We start from the raw sequence: 17,453 nt of genomic DNA, 5'->3' as shown, positions 1-17,453 counted from the left end.
TGTCGTGTTTTTAAAGGTGTTAGTATGGATATGAGAACTTGGATATTTCCCACTATCTGCTTTATATTTTTTTGCTATGCGATGGTGTTTGTCGGTGTTTTTACCTACCACATTAACCCAAATGTTTCTTTGTTCCAAAATGGTCAAAGCCATAAAAAAGATGCCACAAGTGTCGAAAGTTTCCAAAAAGAGCTGAATAAAGCTATAAAATAAGTGGAGAAAATGCTAAAATTCCCACACAAAAGGTCGATATTGACCTATAAGAATCTATAACAAGGAGCGAAAGATGATTAGTTCGATTAACTCAAGTATCGCAGCAGCCAGCTCTAGTACGCAAGTACATAGAGATGAAGAAAGCAGGATTCTAGCTCGCAAGAGCAAAGATATTGAAGAAGTTACAGAGCAAAACAGAGTCGCACAAATCAAGGAGGCCATCGAAAATAAAGATTACCAAATCGATCTACGCAAAACTTCTGAAAAAATGGCACTAGATTTGCTTAATGTCTAAAAACCCGCCTTGCTTCTCCTTTGCCACGTGGCTTAGGCTTGGCGCGGGTAGCGAAGGATTAAGCAATGCTGATTCAATACTTACACGGTGCCATACAAGACCTAAACACTCTCATATCCTATACTAAACTCGACATAGAAGCCATTAAGCGCGCTGATCACGATGAAATATTTGCGCGAAATGTCAAAAAAGACGCGCTCATTAAGGAATTTGAGGTCAAAAAAGCCCTACTAGACCAAGAAGTGCGCGCCTGTATGGAAAAAGAACCGCAAAAAAATATGGCGGAAGTTATCGGGCAAGAAGCGGTGGATTTGTTTGGAGTAATGCGAGAGTCCCTCAATGAGCTCAAAAAAGTAAATAGCGACTACGCGCGTATGGTGTTTGCCGTGTCGGAGTTTTTCACTTCGCTTATGGACAAGCTCATACCAAAAGACCTGCCAGCGTATGGCGAAAACAAGCGCATAACTACTCCTAAGCACACAAGCTTTCTACAAATCCAAGCATAAAGAGCAAGATATGGGCGGTATTCTCACCTCACTAAACACTTCTTACACAGGCTTGCAAGCCCACCAAGTTATGGTGGATACCACAAGCAACAATATCTCTAATGCAAGCGATGAATTTTATAGCCGAAAGCGTGTCATCGCGCAGCCTGAAAAGCCGCTTGTTATGCATCAAGGGCTTATTATGGGCAGGGGTGTTGATGTCCAAGCCATACGCAGAATCCACGATGACTTTGTGTTTGATCGCTATACAAAAGCCGGATCAGAAACGGCATTTTTTCAAAATAGCTTTGACACTTTACGGGAGATTTCAGCCCATTTTCCAGATGTTGATGGGGTGGGGATTTTCAATGACTTAAGCACATATTTTAATGCGTGGAAAGATCTCTCTAAAAATCCAAAAGACGCAGCACAAAAGCAAGTGCTCGCCGAAGCTACGCAAGTTTTAACAAGAAATATTAGAGATACGAGACTAAAACTTACTGCCATACAAAGACAAGCAAGCGAGAATCTAGAAACACTTGTAAAAGAAGCGAATCGACTAGGGTTTGAAATCGCCCACCTTAATCAAAAAATAGGTGAAATGGAAGATGCCAAACAATACAAGCAAGCAAACGAGCTGCGCGATAGACGCGATGAGTATGAATATCATATGATTGAAATTATCGGGGGCAAGGTATTTAAGGGGCACTTGAGAACAGACTCTCTAACTTCACCTAGAAATGCTGATTTTGATGAAAACTATGTAATGAATGTCGCGCAAGGGTTTAATATCGTAGATGGCTACACATTCCACCCGCTGACCTTAGAGAAAGAAAACAATGCCGAGCACCTAAACCGAGTCTATTACCGCACTTATGACTTTAAAGATGTGGATATTACAGACAAAATGAATGAAGGCAAAGCAGGCTCACTAATCAATCTCTATAATACAGGCTACAATGGGACAAAAGTCGGGCATATCCAGCGTTATATCGACTTGCTTGATACTTTTGCGCAAGGATTTATGGAGGCTACAAACGCCATCTATGCGCAGTCAGCTGCCCACTCGCTCATCGGATCAGAAGTAACTTTTGAGCGCAATCAGGCTCTCAAGGATTCTGGCTACAACTTTAAAAATGGCTCTTTTGACCTTATAGCCTACAATACCAATGGACAAGTGATCACCAGCAGAAGAATCTATATCGATAATGTAACAACTATGCACGATATTGTGCGGCAAATCAATGCAAATAGCGATGATAATAACGACAATAACGACACAAACGACTTTGATGATTTTTTCCGTGCGCATTTTGATCCAGTGGTCAAAAAGTTTGTCGTAGAAGCCAAGCGACCAGCAGATGGATTCTATGTGGGCATTAAGGATAATGGCACAAATTTCACAGGGGCAATGGGGATTAACAAATTTCTCCAAGGAGATAGTGCTAAAGACATTCACCTAAACAGAGAGTATGAAAAAGACCCCACCTATATACGCCCGTGGCTCACGCCAATTAATGGGAATTTCGATGTGGCAAATATGATGCAGCAGCTTCAATACGATAAGGTGGATTTCTACAATAAGCGCACTAAGATCAACTCCACAATGAAAATTAGCGAGTTTTATCAGTATGCCGCTGGGCGCGTGGCTACCGATACAGAAGAAACACAGCGCACCCTAGATACCAAGAAGTCTGTCTATGAAGCCACAAAGAAAGAGCATTTATCAATTACACAAGTAAGCATTGATGAAGAAATGGTGGATCTCATTAAGTTTCAAGGTGGTTATGCAGCAAATGCTAAGGTCATTACAACAATCGATAGAATGATAGAAACACTTCTTGGAATTAAGCAGTAGCAGGACTCTCGCCACCAAGGCAAGTAGAATCTAGCCACTGCGATCAAGCGCAATGGCTAGGAGATTTATGAGAGCTGGGCATTCACCATCCAAATAGCCTTTTCAAGCTCTGCTAGTTTGTCATCGCAATATGAAGCCGTAACCCTATCGTCATCTTTGTCGGCAAGCTTAGCCAAGCTCTCAAAATCTTCGTGCAAGTGGTTGTAGATCTTAAGGACTTCCTTTAGAATCTCTTTTGAAGTGAAGTTTGTTTTCGTCTCTTCTTTGACTTTAGAGATTTTAACTGCCTCAGCAAGTGTTACCACAGGTGTGCCATCAAGCTGGATAATGCGCTCTGCTAGATCATCAAACATATCGGCAAACTTTTCATAAATCTCTTCTAATGCCTTATGCGCCTGCGGGAAATCACTGCCCCTAACATTCCAGTGAAAATTATGCACTTTCATATAAAGCACAATGCTATCAGCCTGCAATTTTCGTAGATTTTCAACAACCTTATCTGCCTTTTTCTTCTCTTTCATTACTTACTCCTTAAAGTGTGAGATGGCTTTATTCTACTCTCAAAAAGTAATATTTTTATAAAATTTATTATTTATTTAATCACTACGCCACCTGATCGCGCATATTCTTATAGATTCTACTATAATACAATTTTTACTAAGGGTATATTTATGGGCGATACACTCCACCACTTATACATTGAGCATCAAGCCATCTTGCATAGTATAGGAGTGCTTATAGCCGTATTTGCAAGCACTTTTCTCACAAGATTTATGCCTTTTATCGTATTTCGCAAAAGAGCTATACCAAAGTCCCTTATCACCTTAGGCGAAGTGCTACCACCTGCGCTGATAGGTATGCTGCTTGTCTATTGCTTCGCTTCTGTGGATATTGTGCATACGCCTTTTGGGCTTAATGAATTGTGCGGTTTTATCCTAACAGCTTCTATCTATCTTCTCACCAAAGTCGGCGTGCTAGCCGTCATAGGCGGGACAATCGGCTATGCCGCAATTGTGCAAACACAAATACTCCACACTCTCCTAGCCGTTATTTAAAGCCTTGGACAAGCGACCCTATTAGCAAGTTAAATCCATCAACTAGCACAAATACTAGAATCTTAAAAGGCAGCGAAATCATCACCGGCGGCACCATCATCATACCCATCGCCATAAGGATTGAGCTTACCACCATATCAATCACCAAAAACGGCAAATAAAGCAAAAACCCTATCATAAACGCCGTCTTTAGCTCGCTAATCATAAATGCAGGTATCGCAATGGTAATGGGCACATCAGCTGTTGTTTGTGGATTGGGCAAACCCCGAATACGATAGAACAATGCCAAATCTTTCTCGCGCGTGTTTTTTAGCATAAACTTCTTAAAGGGCTCGATAGATCGCTCATAAGCTTCTTCATAGCCAATTTGCTCTTCTACATAGGGCTTGACCCCTGCTTGCCACGCTTCTTTCCCAATCGGCTCCATAATAAAAAATGTCAAAACTAACGCCAAAGACACTAGAATCTGTGTGGGTGGGGACTGCTGCGTGCCAAGTGCTGTGCGCAAAAATGAAAACACAATAATAAGCCGCATAAAGCTTGTCATCACAAGCACAAGAGAAGGTGCCAGAATTAGCAGTGTCAAAACCACCACAACATTAAGGGAAGTTACAAGCTGCTGTGGAGTATCTGGCGCGCTTAAAGAGAGATTAACCGTAGGGATAGTAGGGGCAGCACCCGCGCTAACAACGCTCAAAATCGCTATAAAACAAACAGCCCACAAACGCCGATAGATTCTAGCCCTAGAATCTATCATTTCTCGCTCACAATGCGCATAGTGCTGTTTTCATACACGACATAGAGAATCTTCTGCGCACTAGAAGTGTAGCTTGGCTTGCCATTTTTATAGGCGCGATAGTCCTGCGCAAAGCTAATGCGAAACATCTGCCTATGCTCTTCATTAGGATATGGGACGACACTAATATTGCTAAATTTTATGACCTTATCTTCCTTTTTGGCAAACACTTGACGCTTATAGTTGGTAAAGGCATTAAACTTCATACCATCTGGGCGTGAAAAATCCTTAGAGTAAAAGGACAAATACTTATCCAAATCATTGGCGATCCACGCTGCACGCCACGCATAGAGCTGGGCTAGCAGCAGGGCTATCTCATCTTTAGTGGGCTTGTGGATATTCTGCTCATAAGAAATTAGCAAAGCCTCTTTATAATTCACCATTTTGCCAAAATCGCTTAAGACATTGTTTTCAATAGCGATACAGCCCTTTGTGTTAAGCTCTTCTCTGTTGCCATCAAGCGGTAGCCCGTGGATCCAGATTCCGTGTCCTGTTTTTTTAAGCGATTTGTCGTAATTATTTGGATAGTCAGTCGCATACGCCAAAGGTCCATAATACGGCGGCAGCCTTGTAAGCTTATCTGTGAAGTCATACACCCCAAGTGGCGTAGTCAAATCCCCAGACAAACGCTTATCGCCCTTGCCTTTACCCACAAGTGCTGGAAGCTCCTTAACCAAAGTAAGCTGCCCCTTTGGCGATATAGTATAAAGGGCTAGATTTGGGACACTTTTATCCGAAACAAAGAGATATTTATACCCCTCAAAATACCCAAAATCTGTATGTCTATCTTGCAAAACACTAAGCCAAAAGTCCTTTTTCTGTAAATAGCTCTCTAAAATCTGCGTAACTTTCTCTGTATCGCCACTGCGATAGGTTTGGACAATCCTAGCCGTATCAGCATCAAAGCCCTGCAACACGCTAAAGCCAAAAAGCACCATCACAAAGTGCTTAATCTTCATATACTTCCTTCTCATCTCGCTCACATTGCCTTATTTGCTTTGTTGTAGCTGCAAATTATACCCAAAAGTCTTAAGATTATTTGCGTTTTTTGCCCACTCTCTATCCACGACCACCTGCAAATCCAAAAACACCTGCTCGCCTAAAATCCGCTCGATACTTACTCTAGCAGCCGCACCTATACGCTTGATCGTGCTGCCATTTTGCCCGATGATAATTTTTCTTTGTGAGGGCTTTAGGACATAGATTTTCGCGCTAATGTATGTAATCTCCCCACCACTACGCTTAGGCTTGCGTGTGAATTGCGTTACAAGCACATCGCTCTCATAAGGGATCTCATCGCTTAGATTTTCAAAAATACTTTGGCGCACCATTTCCTTAGCGATTTCACGCATTGTGTGGGTTGTTATATCTTCTTCATCAAAAAGCGCAGGAGAGTGTGGCAGCAGCTTGGCTATGGACTCTAGTAGCTCGTTGATATTATGTGATTTTTTCACACTAATGGGAATGAGTGCGCTAAATTTATCGCTAAACCTTGCATATTTTTCAAGCACTTCTAGTAGCTTTGCAGGTGGGAGCATATCAGTTTTGTTGATAGCGAGAATATGCTTGCGGTGCAAGTCTTGCTCATAGAATAGCTCTAAAAACTCTTCATACTGCTTTGTATCATCAAAGGCTGATACCATAAACACGCATACATCGCAATCTCGCATAGTCTTTAGCGCAGCTTCTAGCATAAATTGATTTAAAAGCTTTTCGCGTTTATGGAGTCCGGGCGTATCGACAAAAACAAGCTGGCAAGCAGTATTATCCCTTGTCGTGTAGGGGATAATAAAGCGCATAGTATTGCGCGTGGCATTTGCCTTGTGTGAGATCAGGGCTAAATGCTCGCCTGCTAGCAAATTGAGCAAGCTAGATTTCCCAGCATTAGGTCGCCCCACCACGCCGACAAACCCAGCTCGCGTAACCCTAGATTCTAGCTCCTGTGTAGCTCCTACACTAGAATCCACTTTTTGGATTCTAGCTTGTGAAGAATCTTTCATAGAATATAGCGCGACATATCGGCATTGCTCACTACATCGCCTAGCTTTTGCTCTACAAGCTCTTTGGTAATCGTGGCTTTGCCCCCAGCATACTCCTGCGCGCTAAAGCTTATGTCTTCTAGCACGCGCTCTATAATCGTATGCAGCCGCCTAGCACCAATGTCTTCTGTCTTTTGATTTGCCACATAAGCAAAATGCGCTAACGCACGCAAGGCTTCTTCCTCAAACACCAGCTCCACGCCATCTACACTAAGCAAATGCTGGTATTGCGTGATGAGAGAATTGCGCGTTTGCGTAAGGATCGCATACATCGCCTCTTCGCTTAAATTATCTAGCTCCACGCGGATAGGGAATCGCCCTTGGAGTTCAGGGATAAGATCACTTGGCTTGCTTAGGTGAAACGCCCCTGCTGCGACAAAGAGTATATAATCAGTGCGGATTGTGCCGTATTTTGTGCTAATTGTGCTACCCTCGATAATTGGCAGCAAATCGCGCTGCACGCCCTCTTTGCTAGGATCTAGGCGAGAGTCTTTGGTGCTTGTGGCGATTTTATCAATCTCATCGATAAACACCACCCCACTCTCTTCTGCCCTGCGCACTCCCTCTGCTTGGATCGCCTCCATATCAAGCACACTCTCACGCGCTTCTTGGAGTAGGGCTAGCTTGGCTTCCTTGACACTTAGGGACTTTTTGACCTTTTCTTCGCGCTGCAAGACTTTGATGATAGACTCCTGCACCCTAGCAATATCTGGGGGCATACCATTATCTAGCGATTCTGCTCTTTTTTCTATCTCTACATCGATTTGCAAATGATCTACTTCGCCATTTTGCACCCTTTGGCGCATTTTCTCTAGGCTTTGCTCATAGTCTCTCTTTTTCTCATCGCTCACGCCCTTTGGCAGTGGGGGCAGAAGTAGGCGCGAGATTTTATCTGTGATATATGTTTCTATGGCTGCTTGGCTTTTTTGCTGGGATTCTTGCTGCGTAAGCGCGATAGAGGCATTGACAAGATCGCGTATCATCGACTCCACATCGCGCCCTACAAAGCCTACTTCTGTATATTTGCTCGCTTCGACTTTGATAAAGGGCAGCCCCATAATTCTCGCCATTCGGCGTGCGATTTCTGTTTTGCCCACGCCTGTGGAGCCTATCATTAAGATATTTTTGGGTGTGATTTCTTCTTGCACTTCTTTGGGCAGCTGCATTCTGCGGTAGCGATTGCGCAAGGCTAGTGCTATGGCACGCTTGGCATCATCTTGCCCGATGATATAGTCATTAAGAAACTCCACAATCTCCGCTGGACTCATACTTGCTCTACTTTGCTGCTTATCCATTATCAAGCTCCAAGATTGAGATATTGGTATTGGTATAGATACATAGCTCCCCAGCGATTTGTAATGAGTGCTCCACAAGCTCCCTTGGTGCTATGCTAGAATGCCTATCCAACGCCCTAGCCGCGCTTAGAGCGTAGCTCCCCCCACTGCCAATGGCGGCGATCTTGCCATCTTCTGGCTCTAGCACATCGCCTGTCCCACTTAGGATAAAAATATGCTCTGTATTTAGCACGATCATCATCGCTTCAAGCTTGCGCAAATACTTATCACTACGCCACTGCTTGGCAAACTCCAGCACTGATCGCATTAAATCCCCCTTCCTCCCCTCTAAAATCCGCTCAAACGACTCAAACAAGCTAAAGGCATCTGCGGTGCTTCCTGCAAACCCACTTAGAATCTGCCCATTATAGAGCGTGCGGATTTTTTTGGCATTGCCCTTCATCACGCAGTTGCCAAAGCTCACCTGCCCATCTCCGCCGATAACCGCCACGCTCTTACCTTGATATACGCCCTTGTATGCAAGTATGGTTGTCGCTTCAAACATTCCCTAATCCTTGAGCTAATTCTTTTAGATTCACCTAAGCCAGCAAGCCAGAGTTAAGCTAGTAGGCTAGAATCTAGCCCCTTAAGCAAAGCCCGAGATTGTAGCATAAAAAGCCCATAGATTCTAGCGCGCCACTGCTAGCACCAAAAGCCTAGAATCTAAAAATATAGACAAACACATATTGTGTTTATAAAAGTAACATTCCCTACGCAAAGCTATAAAATATTTAAACACATATTGTGTTTTATAGAAAATTTATTTATAGTGCTAGGCATATCATCTATTTAAGGAGTCCATAATGCTAGAATCCACCTACCACCCAAGCACGCTAGCTTTGCACGCAGGCTATGCGTATGATTCCCAGCGCACGCTAAGTGTGCCAATCTACCAAAGCAGTGCGTTTAACTTCGAGTCAAGCGATCAGGCGGGCAAACGCTTTGCCCTAGAAGAGCTAGGCAATATCTACTCACGCCTAAGCAACCCCACCACCGATGTCCTAGCCAATCGCCTAGCCCAAGTCGATGGCGGGGGATTTGGCGTGGTTACTGCTAGTGGGGCTAGCGCGCTATTTTATGCCTTTGTCAATCTCGCCCAAGCAGGCGATAATATCATCTATGCTAATAAAATCTATGGCGGCACGCAGACGCTCATCGTCCATACGCTTAAACGCTTTGGGATAGAGGCGCGCTGCTTTGATGTCGATGATTTAAGCACGCTAGAGCCACTCATTGATGAGAACACTAGGGCGATTTTCTTTGAGTCTTTATCTAATCCGCAAATCTCTATCCCAGATATTTGCGCTATCACCGAGCTTGCCAAGCGGCATAGACTTGCTACAATCTGTGATAACACCATAGCACCGATGATTTTCCGCCCCTTTGACTTTGGGATAGACATTGCCGTATATAGCTGCACCAAGTATATCAACGGACACGGCAGCGGGCTTGGCGGAGCGATCATCGAGCGCAAAGGCTTTAATGAAGTGCTTGTGGATAATCCACGATACAGCGTCTTTAACACCCCAGACCCAAGCTACCACGGCTTAGTGTATGCAAGCCTGCCTTATCCTATCTATGGCATTCGCCTTATCACAGAGTGGCTGCGCAACATCGGGGCTAGCCTATCTCCGCATAATGCGTGGATACACCTGCAAGGCTTGGAGACCTTGGAGCTTAGGATACAAAAGCACAGCCAAAACGCCTTAAAAATCGCTACATTCCTAGAATCTCACGCCAAGATCAAGCAAGTAGAATACCCAGCCCTAGAATCTAGCCCCTATTACGCGAGATTTAAGCAGTATTTCACAAGTGGCTACGCAAGCGGGCTGCTAAGCTTTGAGCTAGAGAGCTATGACAAGGCTAAGGCATTGTGCGATAGGCTAAAGCTCTTTTCTATTACAGCAAATATTGGCGACTCTAAATCACTTGTGATCCACCCAGCTTCTACCACACACTCCCAGCTCTCCCAAAGCGAGCTACTATCAGCAGGGATCTCGCCCGCTAGCATTCGCCTATCAGTAGGGCTAGAATCTAGCGCGGACTTAATCAATGACCTAGCGCAGGCATTGGAGTAAGCAAGCAAAGCACAAAGGAGATTCTATGCCAATCATTATCCCCAAAACTATCCCCGCATTTAGCACCTTGCAGGAGCGGATTTTTGTGATGGATACAGAGCGCGCCACTACGCAAGATATACGCCCGCTAGAAATTCTCCTGTGCAATCTTATGCCTACAAAGATTGAGACAGAAAACCAAATCCTATCCCTCCTAGCAAACTCGCCCTTGCAAGTGCGCATCACACTGCTAGCCACACAAAGCTACATTGGGAAAAACACCCCCCAATCTCACCTAGATAGATTCTACAAATACTTTAGCGAGATTGCGCACAAGCGGTTTGATGGCGCGATCATCACAGGCGCACCCATAGAGCATTTGGAGTTTGAAGAAGTGCAGTATTGGAGCGAGCTTAGGGAGATTATGGACTTTTTGCGCGCTAATGTAACAAGCACGATGTATCTATGCTGGGGGGCGATGGCTGGGCTCTATCACTTCCACAATATCCAAAAGCGCGCACTACCTAGCAAGTGCTTTGGTGTGTTTGCGCATAAAAAGTGTAGCGACTCTTCCCTACTCGCTGGGCTTGATGATGAAGTGCTTATGCCCCACTCACGCCATAGTGGCATTGATGAGGGCGCACTATGGCGCGCAAAAGATCTAGCCCTGCTTCTAGCAGGAGAGCAAAGCGGAGCGACAATGCTACAAGATAGCAAAGATGTCTTTATCCTAGGACACCCAGAATATGCCAAAGACACACTAGATAAAGAATACAAGCGCGATCAAGCAAGCGGACTTAGCACGCCTAAGCCCACAGGGTATTACGCGCCAAATGGGGAGATTATGTTTCAATGGCGATCAAGTGCGAGTGTGATTTTTAGCAATTGGCTAAATCTTGTCTATCAAGATACGCCATTTTTGCTTTAGTCTGCTACAATGCGCGCTTCACGCACGATTTCACCACTTAGTTAAAGGCACATCAATGAAAGATTCTTGCTTTTGCATAGTCTTTGGACTAGATGATAACTACGCTAAATACGCAAGTGTCAGTATGACTAGCATTATCTACTCTATCGCTCCTTCGCACTGCGCAAAACTCTTAGGGGGGGGGGGCAGCTAGACTCTATGGAAAACTCTCTCCCACTTATCCACCGCTTCACACATCTTGTCTCTATCACGCCATTTTTACACGCGAGCCTAGAATCTAATGTAAAAAAAGAAGCGAGCAAGCCATTATCACCACAAGCTAAACCCACTAGCCAAAGCCAAGCACCAGAGATTCTCCCTATCCACTTTCATCTCCTAGCCGACTCTCTCTCAAAGGCGACCTTATCGCGCCTGCGCACACTAGAATCTAGCCTTAATGCTATCTATCCCACCCAAATCCATATCCACGCACTCAAGCAAGCTGAGTTTGAAGCCCTAAATCCTTGGGGCGAGGCAGGAGCAAATTGGTGCGCATATTTCCGCTTAAAGCTTGGCGATGTGCTACCAAAGCAGATTAAGCGAGCACTCTACCTTGATGTCGATACACTCATCTTGCAAGATGTTCGAGAGCTTTTCTACTATGATTTAGGGCAGTGTGCCATAGGTGCGGTGCGCAGTGGGATAAGTGGAGATAGTATCAAAATCGTCCGCGAGCGCAAAATAAAGCCGCAAGACTACTTCAACTCTGGTGTCTTGCTTATCGATCTCCCCAAGTGGCGCACTAAAAATCTATCCCTTATACACACTGCGGAATATGCGGAATATGCGGACCAAGATTTCTTAAACCTTATTTTTAAAGATTCTGTTTGCTTTCTGCCATATCGCTTCAATCTCCAATGGCTAGCAGAATCTAGGATACACTTTGATAGCGCACCACCACGCAAAGATAGCAATGGTATCACTTCTTATCCTAGTGCGATAGATTTTAGAGAGTTTGCTAGCGCACTTGTATCTCCTGCTATCGTGCATTTACTAGGAGGATATAAACCTTGGGAGAAGCAAAACTTCCAAGCAGACCCAAGTAAGCCACCAATATTCGCGCAAAACCCTTACCACAAGCTCTGGTGGGCTCTAGCTAGGCAAAGCCCATTTGCTATGCAGCTTACCCTAGCCTACTATAAACGCGCCGCCATAACCACTGCGCGGGCCTACTTGCTTGCGTATGCGCCTTGCGCTTACGCACTTATGCGACCATTTGTGCGCGCACTAAAAAGCCTAAAACATACCCTACACTAAGGAGAAACAATGCACACTATTACCCCCCCCCCCCCGCAGAGAGCCTAAGCCTAGCGCAAATCCCGCCACAAAGCCTAAAGGCACGCCTTAAGCTCCTAAGCTACCCTACTTTCCGTCTGCGCTATATCTATCGCAATATCGATAAATCACGCCAAGCCTTTCTAGGCATCAACCACAAAGCCACTATAAGAAAGCAGCCTTTATGTGCGATCTATCTCCTGCCCTTGCTCATACTTCGCAAAGCCTTATATACGCTAGAGTGTTTCAGCCAGCCACTTATACAAAGCAAGATTCTAGCCCACTCTCTCCCTAAGCCGCCAAAGCTAGCAGGGCTTATCTGCCTACCTGCTTTACTACTGCAAAAGCTAGCACGCATAGGGCTGATGCCTCTTAGCTCATTTATGCACGCTAGAATCTTCGCGCGATTTTTGCTAGGCAGAGTGGATATGCCCTACTTTGAGCTAGTGCTCACTACGCGATGCACCTTGCGATGTGAGAGCTGCAATAACCTTATGCAATACTTCGATAGCTCCAGCTCCTACACCTGCACACTTGAAGGCATAGCTAAGACACTTGAGACACTGCTTGCAAAGATAGATTCTATCTATAATGTCCGCATTATCGGCGGTGAGCCACTGCTTTTCAAAGACATTGATGCAGTGGTGAAAATCCTAGATTCTAGCAAGAAAGTAAAGAGCTTTGATATTGTAACAAACGCCACCATACTCCCAAAGCCAGCACTTTTGAAAGCTCTGCAAGCAAGCGCGAAATGCTTTATAAGCATAAGCGACTACACCAAGTCGCCAAACCTAGACATAAAGCTTCATATACACAAGCTCCAAGAAATTCTACAAGCATATAAAATCCCGCACCATATTTTGTGGCAAGAAGCAAAAGCCGCGTGGTTTTCCCCGGGTAAAATCTACAAAAGAGGGCGAGATAGACAAGGCATAGTAGATAATTTTCTGCATTGTCAAATGCCTTGCGTATCTATAATGAGCCACGAAATGATAGGGCGCAGCTTGCTAGATAAGCTAGAATCTAGCCCGACATCATCAATAGTAGCCCCTCCAAGCAAAGCCCAAGCAGTCGCTTTTAGCAAAGCTAGCGCACAAAGTAGCGTGGGGGAGATCTTTATCTGCCCTATTGCTAGCTCTCTCTCCCGCCTAAAGGGTTTAGAAGAGTTCTCTGGAGATTTTATCTCCTTAGATTCTACTTGTGATAAATATGAGATCTTAAACTTCTATGCCAAAGAGTTTTTCAAAGCGTGTGATTACTGCCACGATATGGCAGCCCCTAAAGAATCAATCCCCATAGCTGTGCAAACTAGCACCACACTAAAGCTCACGCCCTAGAATCTAGCCCGCATTGCCATTGCAAGCAAAAGGGGGAGCGATCTGCGAGCAAACCTAGAATCTAGCGCAAACACCTAGCGCAAAAAGCCTTCTACAAGATCTTTGATCTTTGGCGCAGCCGTGCCAGCTGGCTCGATGAAGCGCACATCAAAGTAGCGATCAAGGTGGCTAGATTCTAGGTTGTTTAGTATGCTTTGCTTAGCGTAGAGAGTAAATTGCGCGGCATTTAGCACTTCACCACTTGTGCCGATACAGACAAACAAGCTCTTCTCCGCTGCTTTTAGTCGTTCTAGCTCGCTATCTAGCAGGGCGTAGTTTGGCGCATACTCGCTAAACATCACAATATTATGGCGCAGGCTTTGCGCTCCGCACACCCCACACATAGAGCTTGGCATAGCCACATAGCCGATATTGGTGGTCTCTCCGCACGCCTCGCAGCGCACTTCAGGCAAGAATCCGTGCAAATGCAGCACATCTTCACACGAAGCGCGCTCTAGCAAGTCATCGACATTTTGCGTGATGACTACTACTTCTTGCGGATACTTCTCTTTAAGCTTTGTTATCATCTTATGCGCGGCATTTGGGGCGACTTGCCCTAATTGTATCCGCCTTTGATCATAGAAGTCTAGCACCTTTTGCCTATCCTTAGCAAAGCCCCTAGCACTACACACTTCCATAATGTCAAACTCTTCCCACAAGCCATCATTATCACGGAATGTCCTTAGCCCACTCTCTGCACTAAGTCCTGCGCCGCTAAAGATCATCACTCGTTTAGAATCTTTCAATTTTTGCTCCTTTATGTGTTTGACACAATAGGCTAGTAGGTCATCAAAAGCATATTCCCGACACTCCCATCTCCACCACCCCCACAACTCATCGCTAAACAAATCAATGATCTCTATAAGCTTCTCATCATCGATAATGATCCCTTTAGATTCTAGCTGCTCTTTAATAACATCAATAAAGTAGGTGTTATCTTCCCACTCTTTAGATCGAAAATTGTAGCTATGTGTGGTCTTGCCCATATCCCACACTTCTGTGTTCCATATATCCTCCCACAGCTCTTGCTCTTTGGATTCTAGGTAGCCTTGATTGGCTTGCAGGATTTGCGCTTGGGTCTGCTCGCTTGACTCTTCAAATGCCACTTTACACTTCTTTTCTTTCTCTTTAATCGCTTCTTCAAGCACTGCTTTAAAGCTAAAGCCATCTGGCAGGGCTTGTAGAATCTCACTTAGCTTGTGCTTATCCATAGCCACTCCCCCTAGAATCCCACGCGCTTGCTGCTGCCAGCACTTAAGCCCTTAAGCCGCGCTTCTTCTTGTAGCTTTTCTAGTAGCTCCTGCGCACTCTCTAGCGGCGCAAAGGCTGCCCCCCTAGCGATAAGCGCGAAATCTCCAAAGCAGATATTCTCTAGCTTCTCCAAAGCTCTTTTAGCAGAAGTGGATTCTAGGAACACCGCATAATCGCTAATCCCCAAATGCTTGGCATAGAGGCTAAAGGCTTGCTTGAGCCTAGCGCAATCTAGCGGCTTAAACTCTACTTTCATATCAAATCGCCTGATACTTGCTCTATCTAAAGTATCCATAAAGTTTGTCGTGGCGATAAAAATGCCTTCAAAGCTCTCCATTTGTGTCAGCATTTCATTCACTTGGCTAACTTCCCAGCTGCGCTGCGCTCCACTTCTATCTTGCAAAAAGCTATCCACTTCATCAAGCACTAAAATCGCTCCCTTTTTCTCTGCTTCGCTAAAAGCTTGTGCGATATTTTGCTCACTCCCTCCTACCCACATAGAGAGTAAATCGCTCGCTCTTTTTAGTATTATGGGTTTGTTGAGCTCTTTGGCTAGGGCTTTGGCAAACTCACTTTTACCACTTCCCGCCATACCATAAGCTAAGATTCTAACGCCTTGTGTAGAGTCGCTAGAATCTAGCGCGTTAGATTCTAGCTTGTTAGGATCTTTTGCCCCGCATACATTTTTAATCCTTTCGCACAAAGCTTTCATATCCACACTTGCGTTAATTAGACTCATATCATAGGGCAGAGCTTGGGGGGCTTTGGTGGCGATTGTGGGCTGCCCTTGTAGTTTTAAATGCTCATTTAGCACTTGGATAAGGCTTTCTCTAATGCTTTTTTGCCGCTCTTTTGCACTTTGCTTGGAGGTTTTAGCTAGAGTTTTGGCCACTTTGCACGCTTGCAAAAGCACGCCTTGAGAGAGGCTAGACTCACTAATTTGGCTAATAATCATAGAATCTAGCTGTATCTTTTGAGACTTTAGAGCTTTTTCTATCATTGCTTGCTTTTTCTCTTTTGGCGGGGCGTGGATTTCTAGCACGATGTCAAATCTCCGCAAAAACGCTGGGTCAATATCCGCGCTATTGCTTAGGAAAATGCTGGGGATTTTCACAGATTCTAGCATTTTATTGAGCGTGTTTTTGCTGGGTTTATTTTCAAAAAACAGCGCATACAAAGTAGGAAATATATCTTCACACTCATCAAGCAAGATTATCGCCCTATCTTTATCTAGCATAGCTTGTGCGCGCACAAACTGCTCATATCGCTTATCTTCTACCTTGCCATTTTTGAGATTATGGATCTCCCATAGCTCTCTGCCTAGCTCTTTTGCAAGCAGGGCAGCGATTTCATTTTTACCCACGCCGGGCTTGCCATAGAGGAAAATGCTAGGATTTTTCGCATTTTTACAATAATCTAGCAGCATATCTAAGTCCTTTTGCATATAGCTAAAGTCGTGGCACTCTAGCGTGCTTGCTGGCATAGCCCTAGCCACACTGCCTACAAACTCACTCCTACTTAGTGGCTCTTGCATTAGGCTTTGGGCGAAGCTCTCAAGCTCTAATCTGCCATCTGCATACCCTGTATCAAGCAAGCCAAGCTGCCTAAGTGGCATATCTGCCATAAGGAGTTTTGCTACTTTTGTGTGCGACACTTGCAAGACTTCGCCTATAAGCGAGCAAATTTCGTAGTAGTCAAGCTTATCATCACTAAGGCAGTTGCAATAGCTACTTACCTTGCTATAAATATAAAACGCGTAGATAATCTGCACTTCTAGCTCACTTAGCCCAAAATACTCTTGCAAAAGGGCTAGATTTTTACGCACAAAGGGCTTGGGTCTTAGCGCGTGAAAATGCTCTAAAAGATAGGGCGTGATAAACTCTGCGACCATAGCCTCATCATCAAAGTCAGTTAAACTTACACTAAAATGCTTCCTAAAAAGCCTAAAGCAGCTATCAAGATCCATAAGATGTGGGAAAAGCTCCATAAGATATGCGACAAAAAACTTTTTCTCATAGTCTTTGTCGTTGGCTATGGGCTTAAAGGGCAAGAGCTTTTGCAAGGCTTCTTTGCTAGGATCTATAAGTGCGCCTTCTATCTTCTTCAACGCCCTTTGTTTTCTTGCTTTATATTTGCTTAGGACTTTATTGTCTCTTTTTGCTTGTGCTACCATAATCACTCCTTGTGTGTATTGCAAAGTGAAGTATCGCTTTGATGAGTGAAGTTATAGCGCACGGCTTTGACAGCGTTGTGTCAAAGTGAGTGAAAAAGATGAAAAAATGTGGAGAGATTGAGAAAAAATAGCGGCGGTTTTTCTGTCTTGCCAGAGACTTGAGCGTTGCTAGAATCCACTTTTTCACTTGTGGAGTGTTGTGCTATCATTGCGAGACTTGCTATAGCACCGCGTGGCAATCTATTTGTATAAAAGAACTATCGCTAGGATTCTAGTCGT

At 44.6% G+C, this 17,453-nt stretch carries 19 protein-coding genes; 10 read left to right on the top strand and 9 right to left on the bottom strand.

Annotated features, from left to right (window positions below; all coding sequences use genetic code 11):
• Positions 1–24: 24 nt before the first annotated feature.
• The 4 genes from F4V45_RS07915 to flgK all read left to right on the top strand — a co-directional run bounded on the left by F4V45_RS07915 (position 25) and on the right by flgK (position 2,851).
• On the top strand, positions 25–213 hold the full coding sequence (locus F4V45_RS07915; RefSeq protein WP_023930610.1) for a hypothetical protein: 189 nt from the start codon (positions 25–27) through the stop codon (positions 211–213).
• Between the two features lie 73 nt (positions 214–286).
• The gene (locus F4V45_RS07910) at positions 287–508 is read left to right on the top strand and encodes a flagellar biosynthesis anti-sigma factor FlgM (RefSeq protein WP_150337793.1); all 222 of its coding nucleotides are present in this window, start codon (positions 287–289) and stop codon (positions 506–508) included.
• Positions 509–573: 65 nt separating this feature from the next.
• Positions 574–1,014: a hypothetical protein gene (locus tag F4V45_RS07905; RefSeq protein WP_150337792.1), complete on the top strand. Its 441-nt coding sequence runs from the start codon at positions 574–576 to the stop codon at positions 1,012–1,014.
• Between the two features lie 10 nt (positions 1,015–1,024).
• Complete coding sequence (gene flgK, locus F4V45_RS07900; protein ID WP_023930607.1) at positions 1,025–2,851, top strand: flagellar hook-associated protein FlgK; 1,827 nt, start codon at positions 1,025–1,027, stop codon at positions 2,849–2,851.
• 65 nt (positions 2,852–2,916) lie between these two features.
• Here flgK and F4V45_RS07895 read toward each other — a convergent pair whose 3' ends face one another.
• Complete coding sequence (locus F4V45_RS07895; protein WP_023930606.1) at positions 2,917–3,372, bottom strand: Dps family protein; 456 nt, start codon at positions 3,370–3,372, stop codon at positions 2,917–2,919.
• 150 nt (positions 3,373–3,522) lie between these two features.
• Between F4V45_RS07895 and F4V45_RS07890 the strand changes: the two genes are divergently transcribed.
• Complete coding sequence (locus F4V45_RS07890; RefSeq protein ID WP_150337791.1) at positions 3,523–3,906, top strand: branched-chain amino acid transport AzlD family protein; 384 nt, start codon at positions 3,523–3,525, stop codon at positions 3,904–3,906.
• Here the strand turns inward: F4V45_RS07890 and fliP are convergent.
• From fliP to hslV, 5 genes are read right to left on the bottom strand one after another with little or no spacing between them, the layout of a single operon-like run.
• Entirely contained in the window at positions 3,899–4,663 is a 765-nt protein-coding gene (fliP, locus tag F4V45_RS07885) for a flagellar type III secretion system pore protein FliP (protein WP_150337790.1), read from the bottom strand. The two genes, F4V45_RS07890 and fliP, sit on opposite strands and share 8 nt — an antisense overlap.
• Positions 4,660–5,661 (bottom strand): L,D-transpeptidase Cds6 family protein, encoded by a 1,002-nt coding sequence (locus F4V45_RS07880; protein ID WP_150337789.1) that lies wholly within the window; start codon positions 5,659–5,661, stop codon positions 4,660–4,662. Before F4V45_RS07880 ends, fliP begins: the two co-directional genes overlap by 4 nt.
• 30 nt (positions 5,662–5,691) lie before the next feature.
• Positions 5,692–6,702: a GTPase Era gene (gene era / locus F4V45_RS07875; RefSeq protein WP_150337788.1), complete on the bottom strand. Its 1,011-nt coding sequence runs from the start codon at positions 6,700–6,702 to the stop codon at positions 5,692–5,694.
• The gene (gene hslU, locus F4V45_RS07870) at positions 6,699–8,009 is read right to left on the bottom strand and encodes an ATP-dependent protease ATPase subunit HslU (RefSeq protein ID WP_150337912.1); all 1,311 of its coding nucleotides are present in this window, start codon (positions 8,007–8,009) and stop codon (positions 6,699–6,701) included. Before hslU ends, era begins: the two co-directional genes overlap by 4 nt.
• Positions 8,010–8,028: 19 nt before the next feature.
• Positions 8,029–8,580: an ATP-dependent protease subunit HslV gene (gene hslV / locus F4V45_RS07865; protein ID WP_150337787.1), complete on the bottom strand. Its 552-nt coding sequence runs from the start codon at positions 8,578–8,580 to the stop codon at positions 8,029–8,031.
• A 298-nt stretch (positions 8,581–8,878) separates the two neighbouring features.
• Between hslV and F4V45_RS07860 the strand changes: the two genes are divergently transcribed.
• The 5 genes from F4V45_RS07860 to F4V45_RS07845 are packed head-to-tail and all read left to right on the top strand — an operon-like array spanning position 8,879 to position 13,711.
• The gene (locus F4V45_RS07860; protein ID WP_150337786.1) at positions 8,879–10,153 is read left to right on the top strand and encodes an O-acetylhomoserine aminocarboxypropyltransferase/cysteine synthase family protein; all 1,275 of its coding nucleotides are present in this window, start codon (positions 8,879–8,881) and stop codon (positions 10,151–10,153) included.
• A gap of 25 nt (positions 10,154–10,178) precedes the next feature.
• Positions 10,179–11,060 (top strand): homoserine O-succinyltransferase, encoded by an 882-nt coding sequence (locus F4V45_RS07855; protein ID WP_150337785.1) that lies wholly within the window; start codon positions 10,179–10,181, stop codon positions 11,058–11,060.
• A 55-nt stretch (positions 11,061–11,115) separates the two neighbouring features.
• Positions 11,116–11,253, top strand: a complete 138-nt coding sequence (locus F4V45_RS09505) for a hypothetical protein (protein ID WP_170235212.1) — start codon at positions 11,116–11,118, stop codon at positions 11,251–11,253.
• 5 nt (positions 11,254–11,258) lie between these two features.
• Positions 11,259–12,356: a glycosyltransferase family 8 protein gene (locus tag F4V45_RS07850; protein WP_150337784.1), complete on the top strand. Its 1,098-nt coding sequence runs from the start codon at positions 11,259–11,261 to the stop codon at positions 12,354–12,356.
• Positions 12,290–13,711, top strand: coding sequence for a radical SAM protein (locus F4V45_RS07845; protein ID WP_150337783.1), 1,422 nt, complete (start codon positions 12,290–12,292; stop codon positions 13,709–13,711). Before F4V45_RS07850 ends, F4V45_RS07845 begins: the two co-directional genes overlap by 67 nt.
• A 74-nt stretch (positions 13,712–13,785) precedes the next feature.
• Here F4V45_RS07845 and F4V45_RS07840 read toward each other — a convergent pair whose 3' ends face one another.
• From F4V45_RS07840 to F4V45_RS09975, 3 genes are all read right to left on the bottom strand, one after another.
• Positions 13,786–14,475: an SIR2 family NAD-dependent protein deacylase gene (locus tag F4V45_RS07840; protein ID WP_150337911.1), complete on the bottom strand. Its 690-nt coding sequence runs from the start codon at positions 14,473–14,475 to the stop codon at positions 13,786–13,788.
• A 497-nt stretch (positions 14,476–14,972) separates the two neighbouring features.
• Complete coding sequence (locus F4V45_RS07835) at positions 14,973–17,174, bottom strand: AAA family ATPase (RefSeq protein WP_150337782.1); 2,202 nt, start codon at positions 17,172–17,174, stop codon at positions 14,973–14,975.
• 80 nt (positions 17,175–17,254) lie between these two features.
• Entirely contained in the window at positions 17,255–17,383 is a 129-nt protein-coding gene (locus tag F4V45_RS09975) for a hypothetical protein (protein ID WP_281292483.1), read from the bottom strand.
• Between the last annotated feature and the right edge of the window lie 70 nt (positions 17,384–17,453).

Origin of the sequence: Helicobacter canis (genome assembly GCF_008693005.1) — a bacterium.
In the GTDB taxonomy this organism is placed as follows: domain Bacteria; phylum Campylobacterota; class Campylobacteria; order Campylobacterales; family Helicobacteraceae; genus Helicobacter_B; species Helicobacter_B canis.
The sequence above is the reverse complement of the archived record's forward strand: the minus strand, read 5'-3'. Positions and strand labels throughout refer to the sequence as shown.

Coding starts and splice junctions, on each gene's coding strand:
- F4V45_RS07860 (WP_150337786.1), top strand. CDS start 8,879: ATGCTAGAATCCACCTACCACCCAAGCACGCTAGCTTTGCACGCAGGC.
- fliP (WP_150337790.1), bottom strand. CDS start 4,663: ATGATAGATTCTAGGGCTAGAATCTATCGGCGTTTGTGGGCTGTTTGT.
- F4V45_RS09975 (WP_281292483.1), bottom strand. CDS start 17,383: ATGATAGCACAACACTCCACAAGTGAAAAAGTGGATTCTAGCAACGCT.
- F4V45_RS07910 (WP_150337793.1), top strand. CDS start 287: ATGATTAGTTCGATTAACTCAAGTATCGCAGCAGCCAGCTCTAGTACG.
- F4V45_RS09505 (WP_170235212.1), top strand. CDS start 11,116: ATGAAAGATTCTTGCTTTTGCATAGTCTTTGGACTAGATGATAACTAC.
- hslU (WP_150337912.1), bottom strand. CDS start 8,009: ATGAGTCCAGCGGAGATTGTGGAGTTTCTTAATGACTATATCATCGGG.
- era (WP_150337788.1), bottom strand. CDS start 6,702: ATGAAAGATTCTTCACAAGCTAGAATCCAAAAAGTGGATTCTAGTGTA.
- F4V45_RS07840 (WP_150337911.1), bottom strand. CDS start 14,475: ATGATCTTTAGCGGCGCAGGACTTAGTGCAGAGAGTGGGCTAAGGACA.
- F4V45_RS07890 (WP_150337791.1), top strand. CDS start 3,523: ATGGGCGATACACTCCACCACTTATACATTGAGCATCAAGCCATCTTG.
- F4V45_RS07835 (WP_150337782.1), bottom strand. CDS start 17,174: ATGGTAGCACAAGCAAAAAGAGACAATAAAGTCCTAAGCAAATATAAA.
- F4V45_RS07855 (WP_150337785.1), top strand. CDS start 10,179: ATGCCAATCATTATCCCCAAAACTATCCCCGCATTTAGCACCTTGCAG.
- F4V45_RS07895 (WP_023930606.1), bottom strand. CDS start 3,372: ATGAAAGAGAAGAAAAAGGCAGATAAGGTTGTTGAAAATCTACGAAAA.
- F4V45_RS07905 (WP_150337792.1), top strand. CDS start 574: ATGCTGATTCAATACTTACACGGTGCCATACAAGACCTAAACACTCTC.
- F4V45_RS07850 (WP_150337784.1), top strand. CDS start 11,259: ATGGAAAACTCTCTCCCACTTATCCACCGCTTCACACATCTTGTCTCT.
- F4V45_RS07915 (WP_023930610.1), top strand. CDS start 25: ATGGATATGAGAACTTGGATATTTCCCACTATCTGCTTTATATTTTTT.
- flgK (WP_023930607.1), top strand. CDS start 1,025: ATGGGCGGTATTCTCACCTCACTAAACACTTCTTACACAGGCTTGCAA.
- F4V45_RS07880 (WP_150337789.1), bottom strand. CDS start 5,661: ATGAAGATTAAGCACTTTGTGATGGTGCTTTTTGGCTTTAGCGTGTTG.
- hslV (WP_150337787.1), bottom strand. CDS start 8,580: ATGTTTGAAGCGACAACCATACTTGCATACAAGGGCGTATATCAAGGT.